This is a genomic window from Cupriavidus numazuensis, from assembly GCF_905397435.1.
Classification (GTDB): domain Bacteria; phylum Pseudomonadota; class Gammaproteobacteria; order Burkholderiales; family Burkholderiaceae; genus Cupriavidus; species Cupriavidus numazuensis.
In genome coordinates, this window is record NZ_CAJPVI010000033.1 from 1 (window position 1) to 18,124 (window position 18,124).

The window sequence follows — 18,124 nt, forward strand, 5'->3', positions numbered from 1 at the left end:
CCCTGCTCGGCATCGCTGGTGACGTCACCGCGCCGACCTATGCCGAGCTCTACGCCAAAAAATCGCTACCCACTACATCTAGTAGGTCTGGGAGCTAACCGGATAAGCACGGTCCCAACATGAAATTAAATTCGCGCTAATGGCATGCAACGGTACGCCGATCGCGCCCACTCTATCGAGCGCTTACTAACACAATCTGAATTGACGTTGATATGGACAGATGTGGCACGGCTCGCCCCCCTATCAAACACGTTCTCACTCATTCTGACTCTACAACCCCGAGATTTTCTTCCACACCAGATTGACTTATACGTACGAATATTCTTTACTTATTTGAACATTTGTTTATCAAAAACTTTTCTGTCAACGTGACGGTACAAAACTGAGTGGGAAATCTATATAAGAACTAAAAAACAACCCCCTTTCATCCAGGTCGGGGGCTAAAATTCCTGATGGCAGCCGACGCCACCATCAGGGTGGAGACAATGAGCAATTAGAACTTGTGGCGAATACCCACAGCCGCGCCGAACTGATTACTACTGCCCTGCGAGAGGAAATAGCCGTTGGCGAAACCATTGGCCGAAGTGTCAAAGTTCAGGCCGGCATTCTTTGCATAGGCCGTGGTCAGATACACATCAGTGCGCTTGGACAGGGTGTAATCTGCAATAAAGCCGACTTGCCACGGATTCGCGGGGTTAGCCGCCGGCGCTGTGGAACTCAGCCGCAACGTCTTCAGATCGTCATAGTAGTACCCCAGGCTCAAGGAGAGGGCTGCAGTTGCCTGGTAATTTGCACCAATCCAATAGTAGTCATCCCGAACCAGCGAATTTCCAGTGGCGTCCTTGTTATCACCCCAGCGATAGCCAACATAAAATTTGGCTGGACCCACGCTGTAGCTCGCAGCGACGCTCGCCTTTTTTACAGTCCCCGGGTTTCCTACCGTCACCGCGGGATTCCACTGGTCGTAACCGACCGCTACGCCAAATGGGCCTCCGGCATACGTCAAGGCAGCCCCGTATGCTGAATTGTCGCGGAAATGACCTGCAGTTTCCCCAGCACCTCCGCCGGCCAGCGGCTGTACCGCTAGAGCCCCCACACCCGCACCAAAGCTCCAGTGAGCAACGGCTGTGACACCCCCGAATACCCCCGTGTATTTCATCATATTATCTTCCCGGAAGGTCGAGCCTAGCTGTACGACAATGGGGTCATATAGTGGCGCCCAGCTCAGCGGCCCGAAATTCGTGAAAGCATCGAACATCGAGGTGTACTGACGCCCAAAAGTCAGCGTTCCGTACTGTCCGTGTCGCAGACCGACAAAAGCCTGCCGTCCAAAAAGGCGGCCACCTTGCTGTGATTTGCCATCATCAACGCCGAATCCACTTTCAAGCACGTACAGTGCTTGCATACCGCTACCAAGATCTTCGACCCCGCGCAGCCCCCAGCGGGGTCCCGACAACCCACCAGTAGTCTGTAGTGCAAAGCGGTTCCCGCCGGGCTGCTGAGTGACAGTGCCCGTCGCCGCATTGACGGTAGGGGCAGCGCTGGCCATGTGATTGACGTATTCGATCGGTAAGTCGAGCACTCCATACAGGGTGACGCCAGACTGCGCATGCGCCGTTCCCGTAAAGGCACCCAGCATCCCAATCACCATAGCCATCTTCTTCATGTTCACTTGTCTCCTCTCTATGTTATTTCTGGCATCTGGGCCGGCCGCCGTCAGTGCACGATCGCGTGGCTTTGAACATTGCTGCGGTGACGGCAACACGCCACTTCACGCGCTTGCCTAGCGTCCCGTCACGATTCACCACCCCGTGTAGCCCAAATCGCAGAACGCATTCACCCCATCGCCATGCAGCAAGGCAAGGGCTACGAAACGTCAAACAGAGTTGCCGCCGTGCCGTTACATTCCTCTTCAGTAAAACTGCTCTAACGCTGAATCTTTGGCTCATCCCTGGTCACGGACGTGGCGGCGCTTCCAAGCCGCTCAAGGCTAACTGCTGCAGAGAACAAATCATGCTCTCTTTGCACATACATGTAATGATGAATCGTGATTCATCATATTGCCGTGTATCTACGCTGTCAACGACGGAAGCGCTCAGGGGAAACCACTACTTTGAAGGAGCTTGCGGGGATCCAAGTCGACGGCTACGTCCGGCCACTTCGGCTCTTCCGGGCTGTAACGATTCCCATCGTTCGGCATGTCAAGTACGTGGCATGGCAAACGCCTTCGACCCTCAATGGTCGTCGTACTTCGCGCGCCGTCGCGCCGTGGACGCATCTGATTGATTGACCGGTTCCCGATACAGCGGGCTTCTCACGAAGCTCGTCGTGCAGCCCGACTTTACATTTCCCGATAGCTAGCTCGAGCGAGACCGCCAGTATGACTTCGTCGGTATGGGCGACCGATGGCTGATTTGCGCACATCCGGTGGCCCAACCACAAGCCCGGACCCGCCTACAGGCGCTGCTGGATCTGATCGAGAAACAAAAAGAGAAATGGTCACTGCCAGCCGACGTTCGTGTTGTTGTCAGCTACGAAGCCGGCCAGGACGGCTTCCGGATCTATCACGCACTGCGTGCTCGCGGCGTTGAGTGTTATGTGATCGACGCGGCGAGCATTCCGATCCGACGTTCAAGCGACGCGCGAAGACTGATCGGCTCGATGTGGTCAGTCTGGTCATCAACCTGCGCGCCTGGCGATCGCATGCACGTGGTTCGTGTACCGTGCCCACAGGACGAGGCCTCGCGGCATCTAATGGCGTGATCGAGGTCAGCCGCAAAAGGAAGTACTGCCCGCATGAGAGAACTACTCATGACCGTTGGCTGCTGGGACGAAGTTGACCATAAGGCGTTCGCTGACCGGCTCGAAAGCGGCAAGGTCGCCTGTCACGACGGCGCGGCCCTGCCAGCGGAATTGCGCGAGCAGTTGCTACGCGAGACAGAACGGCTCGCGCTGGCCGAGAAATCGTGTCCTGATGGGCAGGCCCTTTCGATGGCGGGCGCCGAAGTTGACCAACGTAGGTGTTGCAGGAAGCTCGATATTCGCGCGGCCATACATTTGGCGCTTGAGGAGCTTGTACCGCCAGGCACGCCCTTACTCTGCAATGGCGATGATCTGGTTCAGTTGCTCACAAGCAGCGGCAAAGACGTCCAAGGGAGCCTGCTTCCAAGGGTGGGCCTTGGCATTGCGGGCTCGCCAGTCGAACGACTTCGGTTGGTGAGCCAACACGTAGCTGTTCTTTCCCTTCGGCCCCTGAAACTTGATGGCAAATGGATTGGTCTCGTTATAGGCTGCCGTTGTCATCGGCATGCCAATGACGATACTGGTCCGCTCATTAAACGGCCGCGGTGAGAGCACCAGCATCGGATGCATGTCCTTCATCTCCCGGCCAGCTTGCGGATTGCAGTCGATCCAAATAATGTCACGTCGTTCCGGCACCCACAGCTTACCCGCCATTACATGGCCTCCGCGCCGACACGCTGCGTGACCATGGCTTCCCCACCGTGCTGATTCGGGTCGAATAGCGCCAGCTTCTCCGCGAGCGTGAGGGCACGGCGGCCGACAGGCCTGACCGTGACACCGATCTCGTCGACCGACACCTCGACTTGCTGCCCTTCAGCAAAGTGCGCGGAACGAGCCACCGCCGTGGGGATGCGGACGGCCAGGCTGTTGCCCCACTTTTGAATCGTCAGGGTTGCACTTTTGCGCATGATGGATACTCCTCGCTATGTTGATACAAGTTTAAACGTCTCCATCATTTGTTTCAACAAGTAGATACATTGCCTCCTTATGCCTTGTCGGCGCCGCCCAATTTGATGTGGCTCCTGCGTCGCCTCGTAACGCGCATCCTCCTCGCTGTGCAGGTAGGCGCTCGTGGTTGCCATCGAGCATGGCCAAAGTTGTCGGGCACTGTTGAGGATCAGGGATCGCGCGCAGTGGTCGCGCCATCCCGATCCTCAACAACGGTAGTCCGATCGCCATCCCATGCGGGTAAGCTCACGCGGCCGGCATCCACTGACTGCCCGCCCATCTGGCTGAAGACGCAGGGCAATTCAGTGGCGATCCCATCGTCAAAGTCATCGTCAATGCGGCGCAACAGCGAAACCAAGGCAGGCAGGGCTTCGGTCATTTTGAGTGCCCCGAGAATTTTCCAGGCATGCACGGGGGCGAATGGCACAGGCACGGATCCCGTGTGTAGCGCTTCTTCAGCGACGACAGCCATCAACCCAGGGAGGTGGCGTTGTCAACGCCGAGTTTTGCCTACCTCTTCCACGCTTCGAGTCTCCGGTCTACCGCCTCGAAGGATTGGCCCAGGGCAAGAAGCTGGCTGACAGGGTATGAATATGAGGGGTTCATTGGCGTAGGATCAGTAGGTGGGGCGGGTTCGATTACCCAGTCACGCAGCGGTGGCGCCCCGCGCCCACGCAGGGCAGCAACGTCGACACCGCTCCGGCTGATAGCGAAATGGCCCGGCGCCGAAGGGCCTTGAAGACGGGGGGCGTCGTTCCTGCCGTTTGCTGGTTCGATCATTGCCGCGACGGTACCTGCCCCTCCGTTCCGCTGTCCAGAATTCTGAGGAACTCGGGATAAGCGAACACCCGCCCGCGTTGCTTCCCCGAGGCTGAAGACGGTGAGCAAGGCCGGTCGATAGGGTCGCAAGCCCGTCTTGGGCCGACGCGTCGTCGTAGGACGGGAGGCTTCGCCTAAGTGAGGGCTGCTTAACGACCGTCACACGCTAATAAAATATTAGCCGCAAATTTTACCTAGCTTAGATTAGTGCGACCCGGCTTCCGCACCGGGTGGCAGCACGTGCGCGGCTAGCCTCCTCTGCTCGAGCGCTTCAATGGTTCTTTTTTGCCGTTGGGTACAGCTCACCCCCTCGGTTGCTTACCTGCCTGGCCCGAAGCCGCAACGGCTTCCGCAATGCCGCGCACCCCAAGCGACTGCAGGAAGTGGATGTCGTGCGCAGGCATGGCTGCCCTTACTTCGGCACGGCGCGCACAAGACTCTGGCCGTGGATGGTGGCCTCGGGTGGCACGACAAAGAAGTGATAGTCCAGCGGGTTGAGTGCCAGGATCGGACATTCGAGCCGCGTGGCCACGCCTGCCTCTGGCGACCAGTTGCCATAGATCACCTTGGTAGTCAGATCCACCGAATCCACGCGCGCGTAGAGCGCGGTGGCAGGATAAAGGGTGGCAGTATCCGGCGGTGACTGCACCTCTTTTCTGTGAGTGGTCATCATGGACCTCCGCTGTCTCCTGTGCTGCCTGACAGCATAGGCACTGGGCGGCTGCCCCTAAAGTGAAAATTTTGGAGGGTGCATGCCAGCGCAGGTCTTCCAGTTGCAGAGTTGCAGGATGTCGATTTCCGGCAGATTCAGGACACCATGCTGATGCCGCCCGCCAGCCGAGCAGGAGGTAGACCCCGATGCTCGTCTCGAGTGAAACCGTAAAACGGCCTGGGAAGCCAACGCGCACGAGATATCGTCTCCGTAACTACGAGACGCCTGGATAACGATTGAGCTCAGGGGCACGGCACCAGCGAAACGCCCTTCCCCGCGCAGCATCCTGGCCAACCTCGCAACCGGACATTTCACCCCCGCGACATCCGAGATTTACGCTTTTTGGCGCCACGCCACGCCTGCGCCTACGCATGCGGTTCCCACGCAGCCCCCTCGCCGATCCTGGCCGCATGGGCCGCGGCCTGTTCGAGCCAAGGCGCATGCGCCTTGGGCACGGCCAGCATCGTCAAACCCAGTCCGTCCATCACACGCAGGGCGTGCTCGAGATTGACGCCCTTGCCGTTTTCCAGCTTGGACAACATGCCGACGGAGACCCCGCAATGACTCGCTGCCTGGTCAATGGGCATGCCTTCTGCAGCCCGGGTGGCTCGGATGCGGTCGCCCAGCTGCTGGATGGTGCGAATCGTTGCACGCGAAGGCGGGGTTGGGTCAGGGAGTGGTCGTGGCATGGTGGGTCGGTCCGTGGAGAAGGAGGCGCGGAGGCTGTTGTTTCATTAACATGAAATTATACGCTGCGTGGGACTGACCCCCTTTGTTGCTGGCTCCACAGTTGTGTGGATTGCGAGCAGTAGGCGATTAATTGCGTTTTTAAATTTTCGCGATCAAAGCTTCCGTCTGTTGTTGTTGAAGATCGCGGTTCATGAGACTCACGCTCAACGATCATGAGATTATTGGTTTTTTTGCTCAGAATTCATGCGACAGTATCTTTTCCATGCGAACAAGGTCCCGGTGGGGCGTTGCGTAGGCTCTTCGCAGCAGTTGATGGAAATTGCCAACGTCATGGAGATTCCAGTACCAAGTCGTTTCGAGCTTGCCAGGATGGCGTACGCACATTGAAAAGGCTGGATCCAGCCACTCGCGTTTCCAGAATGGCGAACAGACATCGGCGCGATCCAAGGTCAAGCAGGGATAGCAATACCGTAAGCGACGTCTTTCGTAGATCCAACTAATTGGAGTCTGCATCGTTCTCAGGCGATCCACGCTCACGTGGGTAAGCTGTGAGAGACGTTCCAAGGTCTCGATCGGCACTGGCGGAAACAGTAGCCATTTCCTTTGCGTCAGGGTTGGCATCGGGCCGAGATTGGCCTGGGTCCAAAGCTGTTCGACCGTCAAGTAGTACTTGGCAGCGAGTCGTCCAAGCCAGCCTCCAAATGCCTCTCCCTCAAAGGGACGCGGCGCAACTGGCCACGGCCTCGGCCGGTTAGAACACGCTGCTTCGAGCTTGTTCAATGTGGGAGACATCAATCATTTCCCTGCCATCGCGGATCGCAAGCTCGGTGGCTGCATTCAAGAGCCGCGAGACCTCACCGGTCAAACCTCCGCTCGCCGCCAGAACGGCCGAGACAACTTCTCGCTTCGCCAGATTTGATGGCCGTCGCAAAGGAAGAATGCGCTCGAATGCCGCCAGTAGACCCCGGAAGGCTTCCGACTCCTGCCATCGAGGCATCACGAAGCGTGCAAAGCGACTGCTCATTTGCGAATCAGTTTGCAGTGCAAACTCGGCATCTTGCGTTCCCACAAGGACAATCGTCATCTGGAGGTCGTTGGCCAGAAATTTGAGCAGGTTTAGTGAGGCGCGCTGCTCGCGATAACTTCCCGCCAAGAGGTGATGAACTTCATCGACAACCAGCATGCGCGGTGAAATTTCCCGTAGTACCTCGCGAGTCAGCTTCTCGAGTACGCTGAGCTTCGCTGCGGCGTTGAACGGCGCTCCCAGCTCGAACAGGAGCGATGTGTAGAAGCGGCTCTGGTCGGGCGTCGGTGGCATTTGCATAGACACAATCTTCCGGTGCTCCACGCCCTTTTCTTCGTCATATTCCGGAGGATGGCGTCGCTCAAATTTCGCGATGACCTGGGTCTTCCCGATGTTCGAGTCGCCATACAACAGCACGCACGGCATACGCTGCCGTGGCGGAATCTTCACCATCCAGTCCAACAGCTTGAACGCCTGTGTTGCGCGGGGATAGTCAATCCATCGATCGCGAGCCAAAGCGAGAATGCGAACATTGTCGTCGCTCTTTGCTAAAGAACGGACTTCCGGCAGAAGGTGTGTCAAGGAAGCACCCATTGCCTGATCACAGTTGCTCGACGTGATAAGTTGGAGCCGGCTTGCTGTAGTCGACATCCGGCGTTGGCGATGACGTATCGGGGGATTTCGCCTGCCGACTGGACGGCCCGCTCGCCGGGAAAGGTGACGTCTGCCCTGCTCTGCCGCGTCTGTCTGCCGATCGCCGCCTCGCTGTTGCCCCCTCTACGATGCTGCGTTGTGCGGCGATCGCGTTGAAGATCGCAGACTCCGTGACGTGGGATTTTCCCTGCGACCGGAGATGCTTCAGTACCGCCTGTTGCTCCCACAGGGAGATTCGGCCACGCCGCAAGTCGGCAAAGCTTGCCTCAACGTATTCCTTGCCATCGGCACTGACGAAGATTCTCGATAGGTCCTCTGGATGGTAGCGCACCACGACGCGACGGTTAGCTGCCCGCCAGGCGGTGAAGATCGGATGCCAATAGTGCAGATAGAACAGGGTCAAGCCGTCAGCCTGGATGGTGCGTCGGTTCATCGGCAGGAACTGAATGAGGAAGCGAAGTTCTTCAGCAACTGAGTCGGGAAGAAGCCGCGGCTTCGATGCTTCAGACAACGTCGACCACGCGGAGTATGGCGTCGCGCCGCTTAAGCCTCGATGGGCACTGTGATGGTAGGTCTGTCCGATTTCATACATCAGCCACTGCTCGAACTCCGGGAGGGTTAATGCGGCCTCCGCTTCTGGCTTGCGAGCCTTTCGTCCTTTCGTCGACGATCCGGTCGAGCCTGGCAGACTGTGCACCTTCTCCATCATGGTACGGTTCAGTCTTTCTATATGGCCCCCGAAGTAGGGTCGGCCAGGCGGGCGATACATCAGTTCGATGCCGTACTGATTGCAACCCGCTTGCAGTGCTTTACTTTTGAACTCAGCAGCATTGTCCAGATGCAGTACCTTCGGCACGCCATGCATCGGCCAGTCTACGGCGACCTCCCGGCTCGCCAACCAGGGCGCCTTGGGCAGGACCATCCGCGTGAGGAGTAAAGCGACAGTCGCCGCGTTAGGGCGGTCGAAACCGACATACATTGCCACGACCGATCGTGTCGCAATGTCGATTGCCAAAGTCAGCCACGGTCTGCCAATCGTGTGGCGAAACACCTCATCGACCAGCATGATGTCGGCAAGTGTGTGATCGATCTGCACAATATCCAAAGGGTGCTTTGCCACAAGGTGGCCCGGCGCGGCGCCCGAAAGCTTCATGCATTCTTTGTCACGGTGTTCCGCCCACCGGCGGGAAATCGTTGCGCGCGATGGTGCTGTGGCGCCTGCAGCGGCGCACCGCATGCCGACCTCTCGACAAATGGCATAGAGGGGATGCGCTGGATGCTTTTGCCGCGGAAGCCAATCGGATAGGACCTCCTGGACGATGGCCTCTACTTGGTCCGATAACAAATGTCGGCCGCGCGGCGGTCCTGGTCGACACCGCACCAATGACGCTGTCACCGGATCTGCCAGATAGCGTCGGCGCAACCGGTAAACTGAAGAACGGTGTAAGCCTAATAACTTCCCTGCAAGCAATGCCTGCTTGTGCGTGAGCGGTGCCTCGCCAAGGGGTTGGAAGATTTGCGCCGCGGCTAGTTCACGCTTGTCGGGCTCCTCTGTCATCGAAGGTCCCTGAGAATTTTTCTTCGTCTTACATTAGGCGATTTTGACCGCTTCGACGTAGTCTCACTGGACTTTAGACATTCAGCGCCCCGAATCGGGGGGCGAGAAAGTAGTTGGAAATCGGAAAAACGCTTGACATGGATAGGCAATCGTGAGGCCGCTGCGCTGCTTGCGCGGGTTTTTAGCGCAAGCAGCGCAGCGGCCAATGAGGATCGTTTTCGATCCTTATTGGCCCATCGATGTCCCTGTCTGAACGTACACGGTTTTACCTGTCCGAATGGATCAACATTCTCCTCATCGCCGTCCCGCTTCGCTCGCAGGCCAGCTTCGTGGAACTGCTGTGCGGCTGCATGGTTTCGCCGGAGGGTTGGGTGACGCGAGCGATCTCGGCGATCGACAGCAAGAAGCACTGGACGACGTACTACAAGTTGCTGGAACGCGGCAGCCTGCGCACGGTACGGCTCGCACGGGCACTGCTGCGGTTGGTGATTGCGGTATTGCCCTGCGATATGCTCACGTTGGTCCTCGACGACACGCTGGTGATGCGCTGCTCGGAGAAGGCCCCGGGTGTTGCCTGGCGGCGCGAGCACAGCGGCAAGACCAATCGCCCCCGAAATGTCTGGGCACAATGCATCGTGACCTTGGCGGTGAGCGTGTTGGGCAGCAGCGGCATCGGTATGGCGCTGCCGATCGTCTCGCGTCTGGTTCCCCAGCGGGGCAACACCAACAAGCTCAAGATCGCGCTGGCACTCGTGCGAGCGATCTCCGGCGTGACCGACAAGCCCATCCGCGTGCTGTTCGACTCGTGGTTCATGCGCGCACGCCTGGTCTTGCCACTGTTGCGCCGGAACATGCATGTCATTGGCCAGGCTCGTATCGATACCGCCTTGTTCCAGTTGCCCGTGATGCCCAAGAGGCTCCGGCGTGGCCGACCGCGTACCTATGGCGAACGACTGAGCAAGGAAGCTATCGAAGCGCTGCCGGCGACCGAATTGAGCCTGCCGGTCTACGGCCAGGAGCAACGCGTTCGCTTGCGCTCGATGATTGCCGTGGTCCGCTTCCTCAAGGGCAAGCCAATGCGTGCCGTCTGGTGTCAGTTCTACGACGAAAAGCGACAGTGCTGGACGAGGGCACGATTGATGCTGGCCTCCGAAACGGAACTGGACGCTCAAACGGTCGTGCTGCTGTACGCGCGACGCTGGGCGATAGAACCGCTGTTCCACAACCTCAAACGCTGGTTTGGCTTCAACAATCTCTGGCAGCAGACGCGTACCGTGCTGGAGTTGTGGATGCAGATCCGATCGTGCGCGTGGACGCTCACGCAATTGCTCAGCCTGGCGATCGCCGACGCGTTCCCGATGGACACGATCGCACCGTGGCGTGTCGGCCAGCCCGTCACTGCCGGGCTGGTGGCCCAGTGGCTGCGCCGCGAATTTACCGGACTTGCACTGGGGTTGGCCGAATTGGCCAAGTGCTGGAAATTCCGCCGGCCAGAACCGAGGCATGCTCCCGCAGCAACCGGGTAACGCCGCTTCCGCGGCCTTGCTCGTACGTTTCATCGCAATCACCATCTCGTTTGTCACTCCACGATCGCTCTGCTACGCGCGGTCGCGGAGGGCATTCGAGTGTCTAAAGTTGAGGTAGTCTCAATAACGCTGAGAATCGAGGGCCTGGACGTTGCTTTTCAGCAACTGCCGAAAAACGTACTTGCGGGCGGATTTCCCATAAGAATCACGGCTGAACGCCCGCGTGATCTGTCGCGCATACGCGCGCAGTAGTCGCGCTATCCCCGATCCTCAACAGCGGTTTCACTTCCACTTCACGCCGTTGCACGCGAGTTGGGTCAATCAGATCGAGCTCTGGTTTGCCTGCTACACGCGCCGAGTGCTGCGCCATGCGAGCCACACCAGCATCGCGCACCTGCGCGAACGCACCGAGCAGTTTGTCGGCGCGCACAATCAGGTGGCCCGCCCGTTCAAATGGAGCTTCCGGGGCTATCCACTGCAAACCGGCGCATCGTAATCGAGAATCGACATGCCAGCCTTACCCGCCAAACACTACGCTGCCGAATTGCAGCGGCAACTGCGCAGCCTGCTCGGCCACGAGCAGATCATCACGCAAGCCTACGGACGTCACCTGCTGATCAAACGTCTGGACGACGAGGAGCCGACGGTGGTGGCCCGGCTGACCGAGCTCGGCCGCCAACGCTATGGAGCCGCCTTTCGTACCCACAGTGGGCGTTGGGAGCCACTGCCTGGCACCGGCACACTCGACGAGATGGCCCAGTTGATCGTCACGCTCCTGGAGCCCTATTTACAGCCCGATAATTATTAAAGGTATTTGCGGGATGTTGTACTAGGGCTCGCGCCCGGCTTGGAAAAGGGGATCATGCCGACACCGGCAACCAGTACTTTCTCACTCATGATGACTCCAGGGTCTGGGGGGTGCGTGGTTCAGAGCTTGCGCGCAATCAGGTCGCGCAGGACTTCGCTGGTACCGCCGAAGATGCGCGTCACTCGCATGTCGGCGAACGAGCGGGCGATGGGATACTCCAGCATGTAGCCGTAACCGCCGTGCAGTTGCACCATTTCGTCCACGCACTTCCACATGGTTTCGGTGGCGAACAGCTTGGCAATGGCCGCTTCCTGCAGTGTGAGCTTGCGCGCCATGTGCTGGGCGATGTAGTAGTCGATCATCGTGCGTACGGCGATGGCCTGCGCCTTGATGTCTGCCAGCTTGAACTTGGTGTTCTGGAAGTCCCAAACGGTCTGGCCGAACGCCCTGCGATCCTTGACGTACTGGAGCGTCAGTTCGAGTTGGCGCTCCAGGCGTGCGGCGCTGTAGACGCCGATGATCAGGCGCTCCTGGGGCAGTTCCTCCATCAGGTGGATGAAGCCACCGTTTTCCACGCCAATGAGGTTGTCCGCCGGCACGCGCACGTTGTCGAAGAACAGCTCGGCCGTGTCCGCCGCGTGCTGGCCGACCTTCTCGAGCTTGCGGCCCCGCCGGAAGCCTTCGCGGTTGGCCTCGACCATGACCAGGCTCACGCCCTTGGCGCCGGCAGTGGGATTGGTCTTGCAAACCACCACGATCAGGTCGGCATTCAGCCCGTTGGAAATGAAGGTCTTGCTGCCATTGATGACCCACTCGTCGCCATCGCGCACGGCGGTCGTGCGGATCGATTTCAGGTCGGAGCCGGTGCCGGGCTCGGTCATGGCGATCGCGAGGATCTTCTCGCCGCGGCAGATTTCCGGCAACCAGCGGCGCTTCTGCTCCTCGGTGCCGAGGCGGACGATGTACGGCGCGGTGATGTCGGAGTGGACCGAGAAGCTCGGGCCGGACACGCCGGAGCGGTGGTACTCCTCGGCCAGCACGGCGGCATGGCCGAAGTCTCCACCGCCACCGCCGTAAGCCTCGGGCACAGTGACGCACAACAGGCCCTCGCGGCCGGCCTTCAGCCAGATATCGCGCTCGACCTGGCCGGCCTTGTCCCACCCGGCCTGGCGCGGCGCGCACTCGGTCTCGAAAAAGCGGCGCGCGGTGGCGCGGAACATCTCATGGTCTTCGCGATAGACAGTGCGCTGGATCTCCACTGCTGATTCTCCCCATCCGTTGGCGGCACCGGATCGGTCCCGCAATGGAGTGAGTGTGGGTGCGGCGGCGAACGAAATCCCTACACCGGTGGTGTAGGTGGGCGGGGATCCGGATATCCTTAGCCCAGACGTGGCGCCTGCGTCTCCCGCAGGCGGGCGACAGCTTCGTCGCGATTGCCGACGCCGAGCTTGGCGTAAACGTTGCGCAGGTGGTATTTCACAGTGTCGAGCGACACGTTGAGCACGCGGGCGATCTTCTTGTTCGGCATGGCTTGCGTCAGCAGCATCAGCACCTCGTTTTCGCGGTCGCTGAGTGCCTCGAGCGCCGCGTGCTGCGACAGTGAGGGGTTCGGAGCCGGCGTTGCGTCAAGCGCGGCTTCGTTCGCCAACCGCTGGGCATAGAAGCCCAGCACGGGATCAAGAGACGGGTCGCCAGCGACGTCGGCCATCATGGCTTGCGCATGTGGCGAGACGTCGAGCAGGCTGCGAACAAGGCCGAGGCGATGACCGAGCCGGAGCGCCTCCACCAGATGGGCGCGGGTCCTGTCAGAATTGCGCCGGCCCGATTCCGCGATGGCCATCTGCAGGTGCAGCGCAGCCACGCGGCACCAGCGGCCGCCGGCGCTGGACAACTCCTGCAACGGCGCCAGACGGGCTAGCGCGGCATCGAAGTCGTTGTGGTGCAGATGCATGGCGGTGGCAGCCAGGTCGGCGCAAACGCGTACTTCCCATGCTGTGCTGCGCGTGGCGCCGCGGTACTGATCGGCGAGCCCTTCCAGTTCGCGCAGGACCGACGCGGCGGCGTCGACTTCGCCGACCTCCAGATAACAGCGTACGCGCAGCCACTGTGCAGTCGCCAGCAGGCGGTTGGTCCGGCGCCGCCGCGCGTAGCGTTCGAGCCGGTCGAGGCAGGCGAACGCTTCGGTCCGGCGCCCGGCCAGCCACTCGGCACACGACAAGGTCTGCAGCGCGCGCAGCACCGTGTCGGGGATCGAGATACGCTCGAGCACGTCGATGCGCGCGGCGAGCATACGCGCGGCGGCGTCGACGTCATTGAGTTCGTACTGCGCTTCGCCAAGCAACGCGGCGGCCATGGAGGCGACGCCGACGTAGGTGCGGCCCTGCTGCTCGGACTCTGCCAGCACGTCGCGGAAGATGCGTTCAGCGAGCAGTACGTCGCCCTGCGCAGCATGCGTCATGCCGCCCATGCAGCGGCCGAGCAAGATGCCGCGCGGCGCGCCGTCGCATGGCGCTCCGTCCTCGATCACCTGGCGCGCCTCACCGTACTCCCCCCGATAAATGTGCATCCACGACAGGATGTTGGCGCGCGCCGTGAGCGCAAAGTCGTCGGCCCCTTGCGACACATCGGCCGTGCCAGGCGATTCGGGCCAGGCATCCAGGCGGCGCAGGCTCGCTTCGAGCGCGTCGCCGTCGCCAGCATACATATGGAGGTAGGCCATCGCCAGTTCCAGGCGAAAGCGGGCCGCAATGGCGGCAGCCGGCAGCCGGCGCAGCAGCGCGGCAAGCTGGCCCAGGTCGCCGCGCTTGAGACGGTTGATCGCGGCTTGCTCCACCATGTCGGCAGCGGCTTCCGTGTCGCCTGCGCGCACCGCATGCCCGACGGCTTCTTCGACCAGTCCGTGCGACGCGAACCAGTGCCAGGCGGCCATGTGGTGCGCGTTGCGCGCGTCGTCGGGCAGTGCGGCGGCGCGCGTCTGGAGGACTTGCCGCAGCAAGGGATGGAGCCGGTACCAGGTGCGCTCGCCAGCGGCGTCGCCAAGTCGGACAAGGAACAGCCCGTCGAGCGCCAGGGCGGCAAGACGTCGTGCGATCTCCGGGCCAGTGTCGGATGCACCGGGTAGGGTCGCACCGAGCGCGCCGCAGAAGCGGTCGCAGGCGGACAGGCTGGTGAGCAGGTGCAGGTCGGCAGGTGCGAGCCGCACCAGCACTTCGCGCTCGAAATAGCTGGCGAAGGTCTCGGCATCGCGCACATGGACCGGCACATAGCTGCCACCCTGCTTGGCCCGGAGGTCAACGGTGAACAATTGCAGCCCCGCGGGCCAGCCGTCGGTCAGTTCGTGCAGCCGTCTGGCGTCGTGCGTCGCAATGGCACCGAGCTGGTCGTACAGGAATCGCGCGGATTCTTCGGCTGAGAATCGCAGGTCCTGCAGATCGAAGTGGGCAGCCATGCCGCGTGCCGCCAGCCGTGCGAGCGATAGCGACACGGGCTCCGGCAGCGGCCGCCGCGAAGCCAGCGCGATGTGCAATTGCGATGGCGCGTAGTCGAGCAGCCAGCGCAAGGTGGACAGAACGCGCGGATCGCGCAGCACGTGAACGTCGTCAAGCATCAGCACCAGGTCGCGCCGGTATGCGGCGATGGCGCGCACCAGCGTGATCACGCAATGCTCTGCGGCACCCGGCGTACGGTCGCGTCCGGCCAGAAGTTGTGCGTTGGCGGCGAGGGCCGGATCGACGGCCGACAAGCTGGCGAGCAGGGCTTCGAGGAAGGTTGCGGGATCGTCATCCTCGGCTGCCAGCGACAGCCACGCCACATCGTAATCGAGCGCCAGCAGCGATTGGCGCCATGCCACAAGACTGCTCGTCTTGGCACTGCCGGCCGGTCCATGGATCGTCACGCAGCGCAGGCTGCGCGCTTCGGTCAGGCGGGCCGTGAGGCAGTCGCGCCTCATCAGCGGACGGGCGCTGCGCGGTGGCGTGAGCTTGCTCGGCGAGACGGGGGGCGTGTGCGGCAGCGTGTCCGGCACGCCTGCGGCTGGCGGCATGGCGGGAACTCCTGAAAAGCCGGACGGCGGGCGTTCGCGAATTGTAGGATCGGGCAGTCGCGTCGGGTGGCTGCGGCAAGACCGGCAACCCGATATGGGTGGGGCTGCACGTGAGCGCGTCGTGCCTTACTCTGTGCATTCTTTGCGGTCTGGAAACGTGGCGAAGAATGCTACCCGACATGCCTCGGCGGACTCGTCCTTACTATCCTGGCTGGGATAGGAACGTCCGTGCGCGGGCCGAAACCGGCCATGGGCTTGGTTTGCCGGAACTTCCCAAAGGTAACCGCAATGGTCGCTCGCCGCGGTTCTTCCAAATGGCCGAGATGGGTCGTACTGAGACTGCGCTAAGCTCTTCCGATCCGGCCAATGCCGGCATTCTCGAAACAGGAGTCTCCATGGCAGGGCAGGAGCTGCGAACGGCCCGATGGGAAAAAGCCGGAGAGCGGAAGTCCCAGACTATGCGTTAGGTCGTTGAAACTCGTTGAAACACCCATGTCTTCGCGGAATCGGTTGGCAATTCGCGGTTTAGCTTCGCTTGGGCTACCGCAAAATGTTGACTCTAAGGCCCGTAGCGCCTCAGTTCTTCGCCGATCAATTCACCTAACCGGCTCGCGTGCTCAGGTGCAGGTCGACCCGAACGACTGATGCAGTAGTAGTGGAGGTAATCCTTCGCCTGCACCATGCGTTCCAGGCAAACGTTGTATCGCGAGGCAACGCCCGCACAGATCGAAGGCAGGACCGCTACCCCGAGCTGGCTGGCAACCATCGCAATAACGGTTTCGATGTGCGTCACCTCCATGCGGCGGTCTACAACTGCACCGGCCCGCGACAAGTGATCGTCGACTAGGATCTGAATAGGATTTTCCTTCGGCAGGCATATCAGGGGGGCGCCATCCAACTGGCGCCACGGAATGTCGCCCCGTCCTTTGGTGCGCGCGGTTGGCGAGACCCTTACGAGATCGTTGCTGAACAGCGAACGTCGCGTCAGACCGGATGCCGCCTTGAAGAACAGACCGTAGCCGGCATCGACCATGCCTACGTCGACCAGCATCTGAATGCGCTCAGGATCGACATCCCAGACTTCTACCTGAAGCTCGGGCACCTCACGCTTTAACCGCACAAGAGCCCCCGGCAAGAGGCTATTCGCGACAAGTGGTGTCACCGCAATTCGCAGCGGGCGACGCGCCCCGTCGACCCGCTGTACCGCTTCAAGGGCAGCATCAATGGCCGCAACGGCGGCTTCTGCCGATGGCAGAAATGCCTGGCCCTCCGGCGTCAGATCGACCAGACGGGTGGTCCGGTACAGCAAGCGACATCCCACCTGCGCTTCCAACTCCTTGACCATCGCGCTCAGCCCCGCCTGGGTGATGTGCATCTGCTGCGATGCCTTGGTGAAGTTCCTGAAGCGCGCCGCAGCCAGGAAAGCTTTGAGTTGGCGGTACGAGGGATTCATAACGTTTATTTGTTAATTCATAGAATACTATAGCTTCTCTTGTTGCCGTTCCTGAGCTTCAATTGACACGTCGGTACGCCGACTACTCGAAAAAGACCCCCGGAGACGAACAACATGTGCCCCCAACTCAGCGTGCTTGGCGCTTGCCTCGCCGTCGCCCTGGCTTTGCCCTTCGCGTGCAAAGCCGACACATTTCCCGCCAAGCCCATCACGATCGTCGTGCCCTTTCCGCCAGGCGGTCCGACTGACAGTAGCGCCAGGCTGCTGGCCAAAGCCATGGGTGACTCGCTTCACCAGCCGGTCATCATCGACAATCGCGCAGGCGCCGGTGGCACGATCGGATCCGCCTACGTCGCTCGCGCTCAGCCTGACGGCTATACCTTGCTCTGGGGCGGCACCAGTAGTCTCGCGGTAGCGCCGGCACTGTATGCTTCGCTGCCCTACCAGCCACTGAAGTCCTTTGTCCCCATCGGCCAAGCGGTGAGGAGCCCGATGATGGTGGTGGGAAAATCCAGCCTCGCCGCTACCGACATGACTCAACTCATTCAGGCGGCGAAGTCCTCCTCCCTGACCTTCGGTTCAGCCGGCAACGGATCGATTGGCCATCTCACCGGGGAACAACTGAATACCACCCTCGGCATTAAGCTTCTTCACGTCCCCTACAAAGGCGGCGCCCCGGCACTGACCGACGTCCTTGGCGGGCAAATCGATCTCATGATCGACACCGCGCAGTTCCTGTCGCCTCACGTCCAGTCCGGAAAGGTCCGCGCGTTCGCAGTGGCTGGCGACAAACGTTTTCCTTTGCTGCCCAATGTGCCCACCGTCCGGGAAGCCACGGGAAAGCCGTTCGAGGCCTATTCATGGTTTGGCCTGGTAGCGCCGGCCGGCACGCCGGCGTCGATCGTCAATCGCTTGGAAACGGCGCTGAACGCTGCCATGCGCGACCCTGCCACGCTCAAGCAACTCACCAGCAGTGGACTAGAGCCTGTAAATAGCTCGCCCAGTGCCTTCGCAGCAACCATTTCAACCGACCTGAAGAGGTGGACCGAGGCAGTCCGCATTTCTGGCGTCAAGCCTGACTAACTTTC

At 60.7% G+C, this 18,124-nt stretch carries 15 protein-coding genes and 2 pseudogenes; 5 read left to right on the plus strand and 12 right to left on the minus strand.

Annotated elements, in window-relative coordinates:
• Window positions 1-493: 493 nt before the first annotated feature.
• On the minus strand, window positions 494-1,666 hold the full coding sequence (locus KHO41_RS24140; RefSeq protein WP_211955784.1) for a porin: 1,173 nt from the start codon (window positions 1,664-1,666) through the stop codon (window positions 494-496).
• A gap of 758 nt (window positions 1,667-2,424) precedes the next feature.
• Here KHO41_RS24140 and KHO41_RS42085 point away from each other — a divergent pair.
• Window positions 2,425-2,961 (plus strand): annotated as a pseudogene (locus KHO41_RS42085) (IS110 family transposase); the annotation flags it as partial.
• A 132-nt stretch (window positions 2,962-3,093) separates the two neighbouring features.
• Here KHO41_RS42085 and KHO41_RS24150 read toward each other — a convergent pair.
• The 8 genes from KHO41_RS24150 to KHO41_RS24185 all read right to left on the minus strand — a co-directional run bounded on the left by KHO41_RS24150 (window position 3,094) and on the right by KHO41_RS24185 (window position 8,802).
• Window positions 3,094-3,456: a type II toxin-antitoxin system PemK/MazF family toxin gene (locus tag KHO41_RS24150; protein ID WP_211955785.1), complete on the minus strand. Its 363-nt coding sequence runs from the start codon at window positions 3,454-3,456 to the stop codon at window positions 3,094-3,096.
• A complete protein-coding gene (locus tag KHO41_RS24155; RefSeq protein ID WP_211955786.1) occupies window positions 3,456-3,710 on the minus strand; it encodes an AbrB/MazE/SpoVT family DNA-binding domain-containing protein in 255 nt (84 codons plus the stop codon). Before KHO41_RS24155 ends, KHO41_RS24150 begins: the two co-directional genes overlap by 1 nt.
• Window positions 3,711-3,919: 209 nt before the next feature.
• Window positions 3,920-4,129: a hypothetical protein gene (locus tag KHO41_RS41325; RefSeq protein WP_244874002.1), complete on the minus strand. Its 210-nt coding sequence runs from the start codon at window positions 4,127-4,129 to the stop codon at window positions 3,920-3,922.
• A gap of 852 nt (window positions 4,130-4,981) precedes the next feature.
• Window positions 4,982-5,242, minus strand: a complete 261-nt coding sequence (locus KHO41_RS24165; RefSeq protein WP_211955787.1) for a hypothetical protein — start codon at window positions 5,240-5,242, stop codon at window positions 4,982-4,984.
• Between the two features lie 404 nt (window positions 5,243-5,646).
• Complete coding sequence (locus KHO41_RS24170) at window positions 5,647-5,970, minus strand: helix-turn-helix domain-containing protein (protein ID WP_211955788.1); 324 nt, start codon at window positions 5,968-5,970, stop codon at window positions 5,647-5,649.
• 235 nt (window positions 5,971-6,205) lie between these two features.
• Window positions 6,206-6,763, minus strand: a complete 558-nt coding sequence (locus KHO41_RS41935; RefSeq protein WP_211955789.1) for a TniQ family protein — start codon at window positions 6,761-6,763, stop codon at window positions 6,206-6,208.
• A complete protein-coding gene (locus tag KHO41_RS24180) occupies window positions 6,723-7,577 on the minus strand; it encodes a TniB family NTP-binding protein (RefSeq protein ID WP_244874004.1) in 855 nt (284 codons plus the stop codon). The genes KHO41_RS41935 and KHO41_RS24180 overlap by 41 nt, the downstream gene beginning before the upstream one ends.
• A gap of 19 nt (window positions 7,578-7,596) precedes the next feature.
• Window positions 7,597-8,802, minus strand: coding sequence for a Mu transposase C-terminal domain-containing protein (locus KHO41_RS24185; RefSeq protein WP_244874005.1), 1,206 nt, complete (start codon window positions 8,800-8,802; stop codon window positions 7,597-7,599).
• 644 nt (window positions 8,803-9,446) lie between these two features.
• Between KHO41_RS24185 and KHO41_RS24190 the strand changes: the two genes are divergently transcribed.
• The 3 genes and pseudogenes from KHO41_RS24190 (at window position 9,447) to KHO41_RS24200 (ending at window position 11,541) form a co-directional block, all read left to right on the plus strand.
• On the plus strand, window positions 9,447-10,733 hold the full coding sequence (locus KHO41_RS24190) for an IS701 family transposase (RefSeq protein WP_211955792.1): 1,287 nt from the start codon (window positions 9,447-9,449) through the stop codon (window positions 10,731-10,733).
• Window positions 10,734-11,010: 277 nt separating this feature from the next.
• Window positions 11,011-11,229: pseudogene (locus KHO41_RS24195) on the plus strand (IS630 family transposase); the annotation flags it as partial.
• A 12-nt stretch (window positions 11,230-11,241) separates the two neighbouring features.
• The gene (locus KHO41_RS24200) at window positions 11,242-11,541 is read left to right on the plus strand and encodes a hypothetical protein (RefSeq protein ID WP_209765686.1); all 300 of its coding nucleotides are present in this window, start codon (window positions 11,242-11,244) and stop codon (window positions 11,539-11,541) included.
• Between the two features lie 119 nt (window positions 11,542-11,660).
• Here KHO41_RS24200 and KHO41_RS24205 read toward each other — a convergent pair whose 3' ends face one another.
• The 3 genes from KHO41_RS24205 to KHO41_RS24215 form a co-directional block, all read right to left on the minus strand.
• A complete protein-coding gene (locus KHO41_RS24205) occupies window positions 11,661-12,800 on the minus strand; it encodes an acyl-CoA dehydrogenase family protein (RefSeq protein ID WP_211955793.1) in 1,140 nt (379 codons plus the stop codon).
• 119 nt (window positions 12,801-12,919) lie between these two features.
• Entirely contained in the window at window positions 12,920-15,583 is a 2,664-nt protein-coding gene (locus KHO41_RS24210; protein WP_211955794.1) for a LuxR C-terminal-related transcriptional regulator, read from the minus strand.
• A 559-nt stretch (window positions 15,584-16,142) separates the two neighbouring features.
• The gene (locus KHO41_RS24215) at window positions 16,143-17,036 is read right to left on the minus strand and encodes a LysR family transcriptional regulator (RefSeq protein WP_211955795.1); all 894 of its coding nucleotides are present in this window, start codon (window positions 17,034-17,036) and stop codon (window positions 16,143-16,145) included.
• A gap of 114 nt (window positions 17,037-17,150) precedes the next feature.
• Between KHO41_RS24215 and KHO41_RS24220 the strand changes: the two genes are divergently transcribed.
• Window positions 17,151-18,119: a Bug family tripartite tricarboxylate transporter substrate binding protein gene (locus KHO41_RS24220; protein WP_211955796.1), complete on the plus strand. Its 969-nt coding sequence runs from the start codon at window positions 17,151-17,153 to the stop codon at window positions 18,117-18,119.
• Window positions 18,120-18,124: the final 5 nt, after the last annotated feature.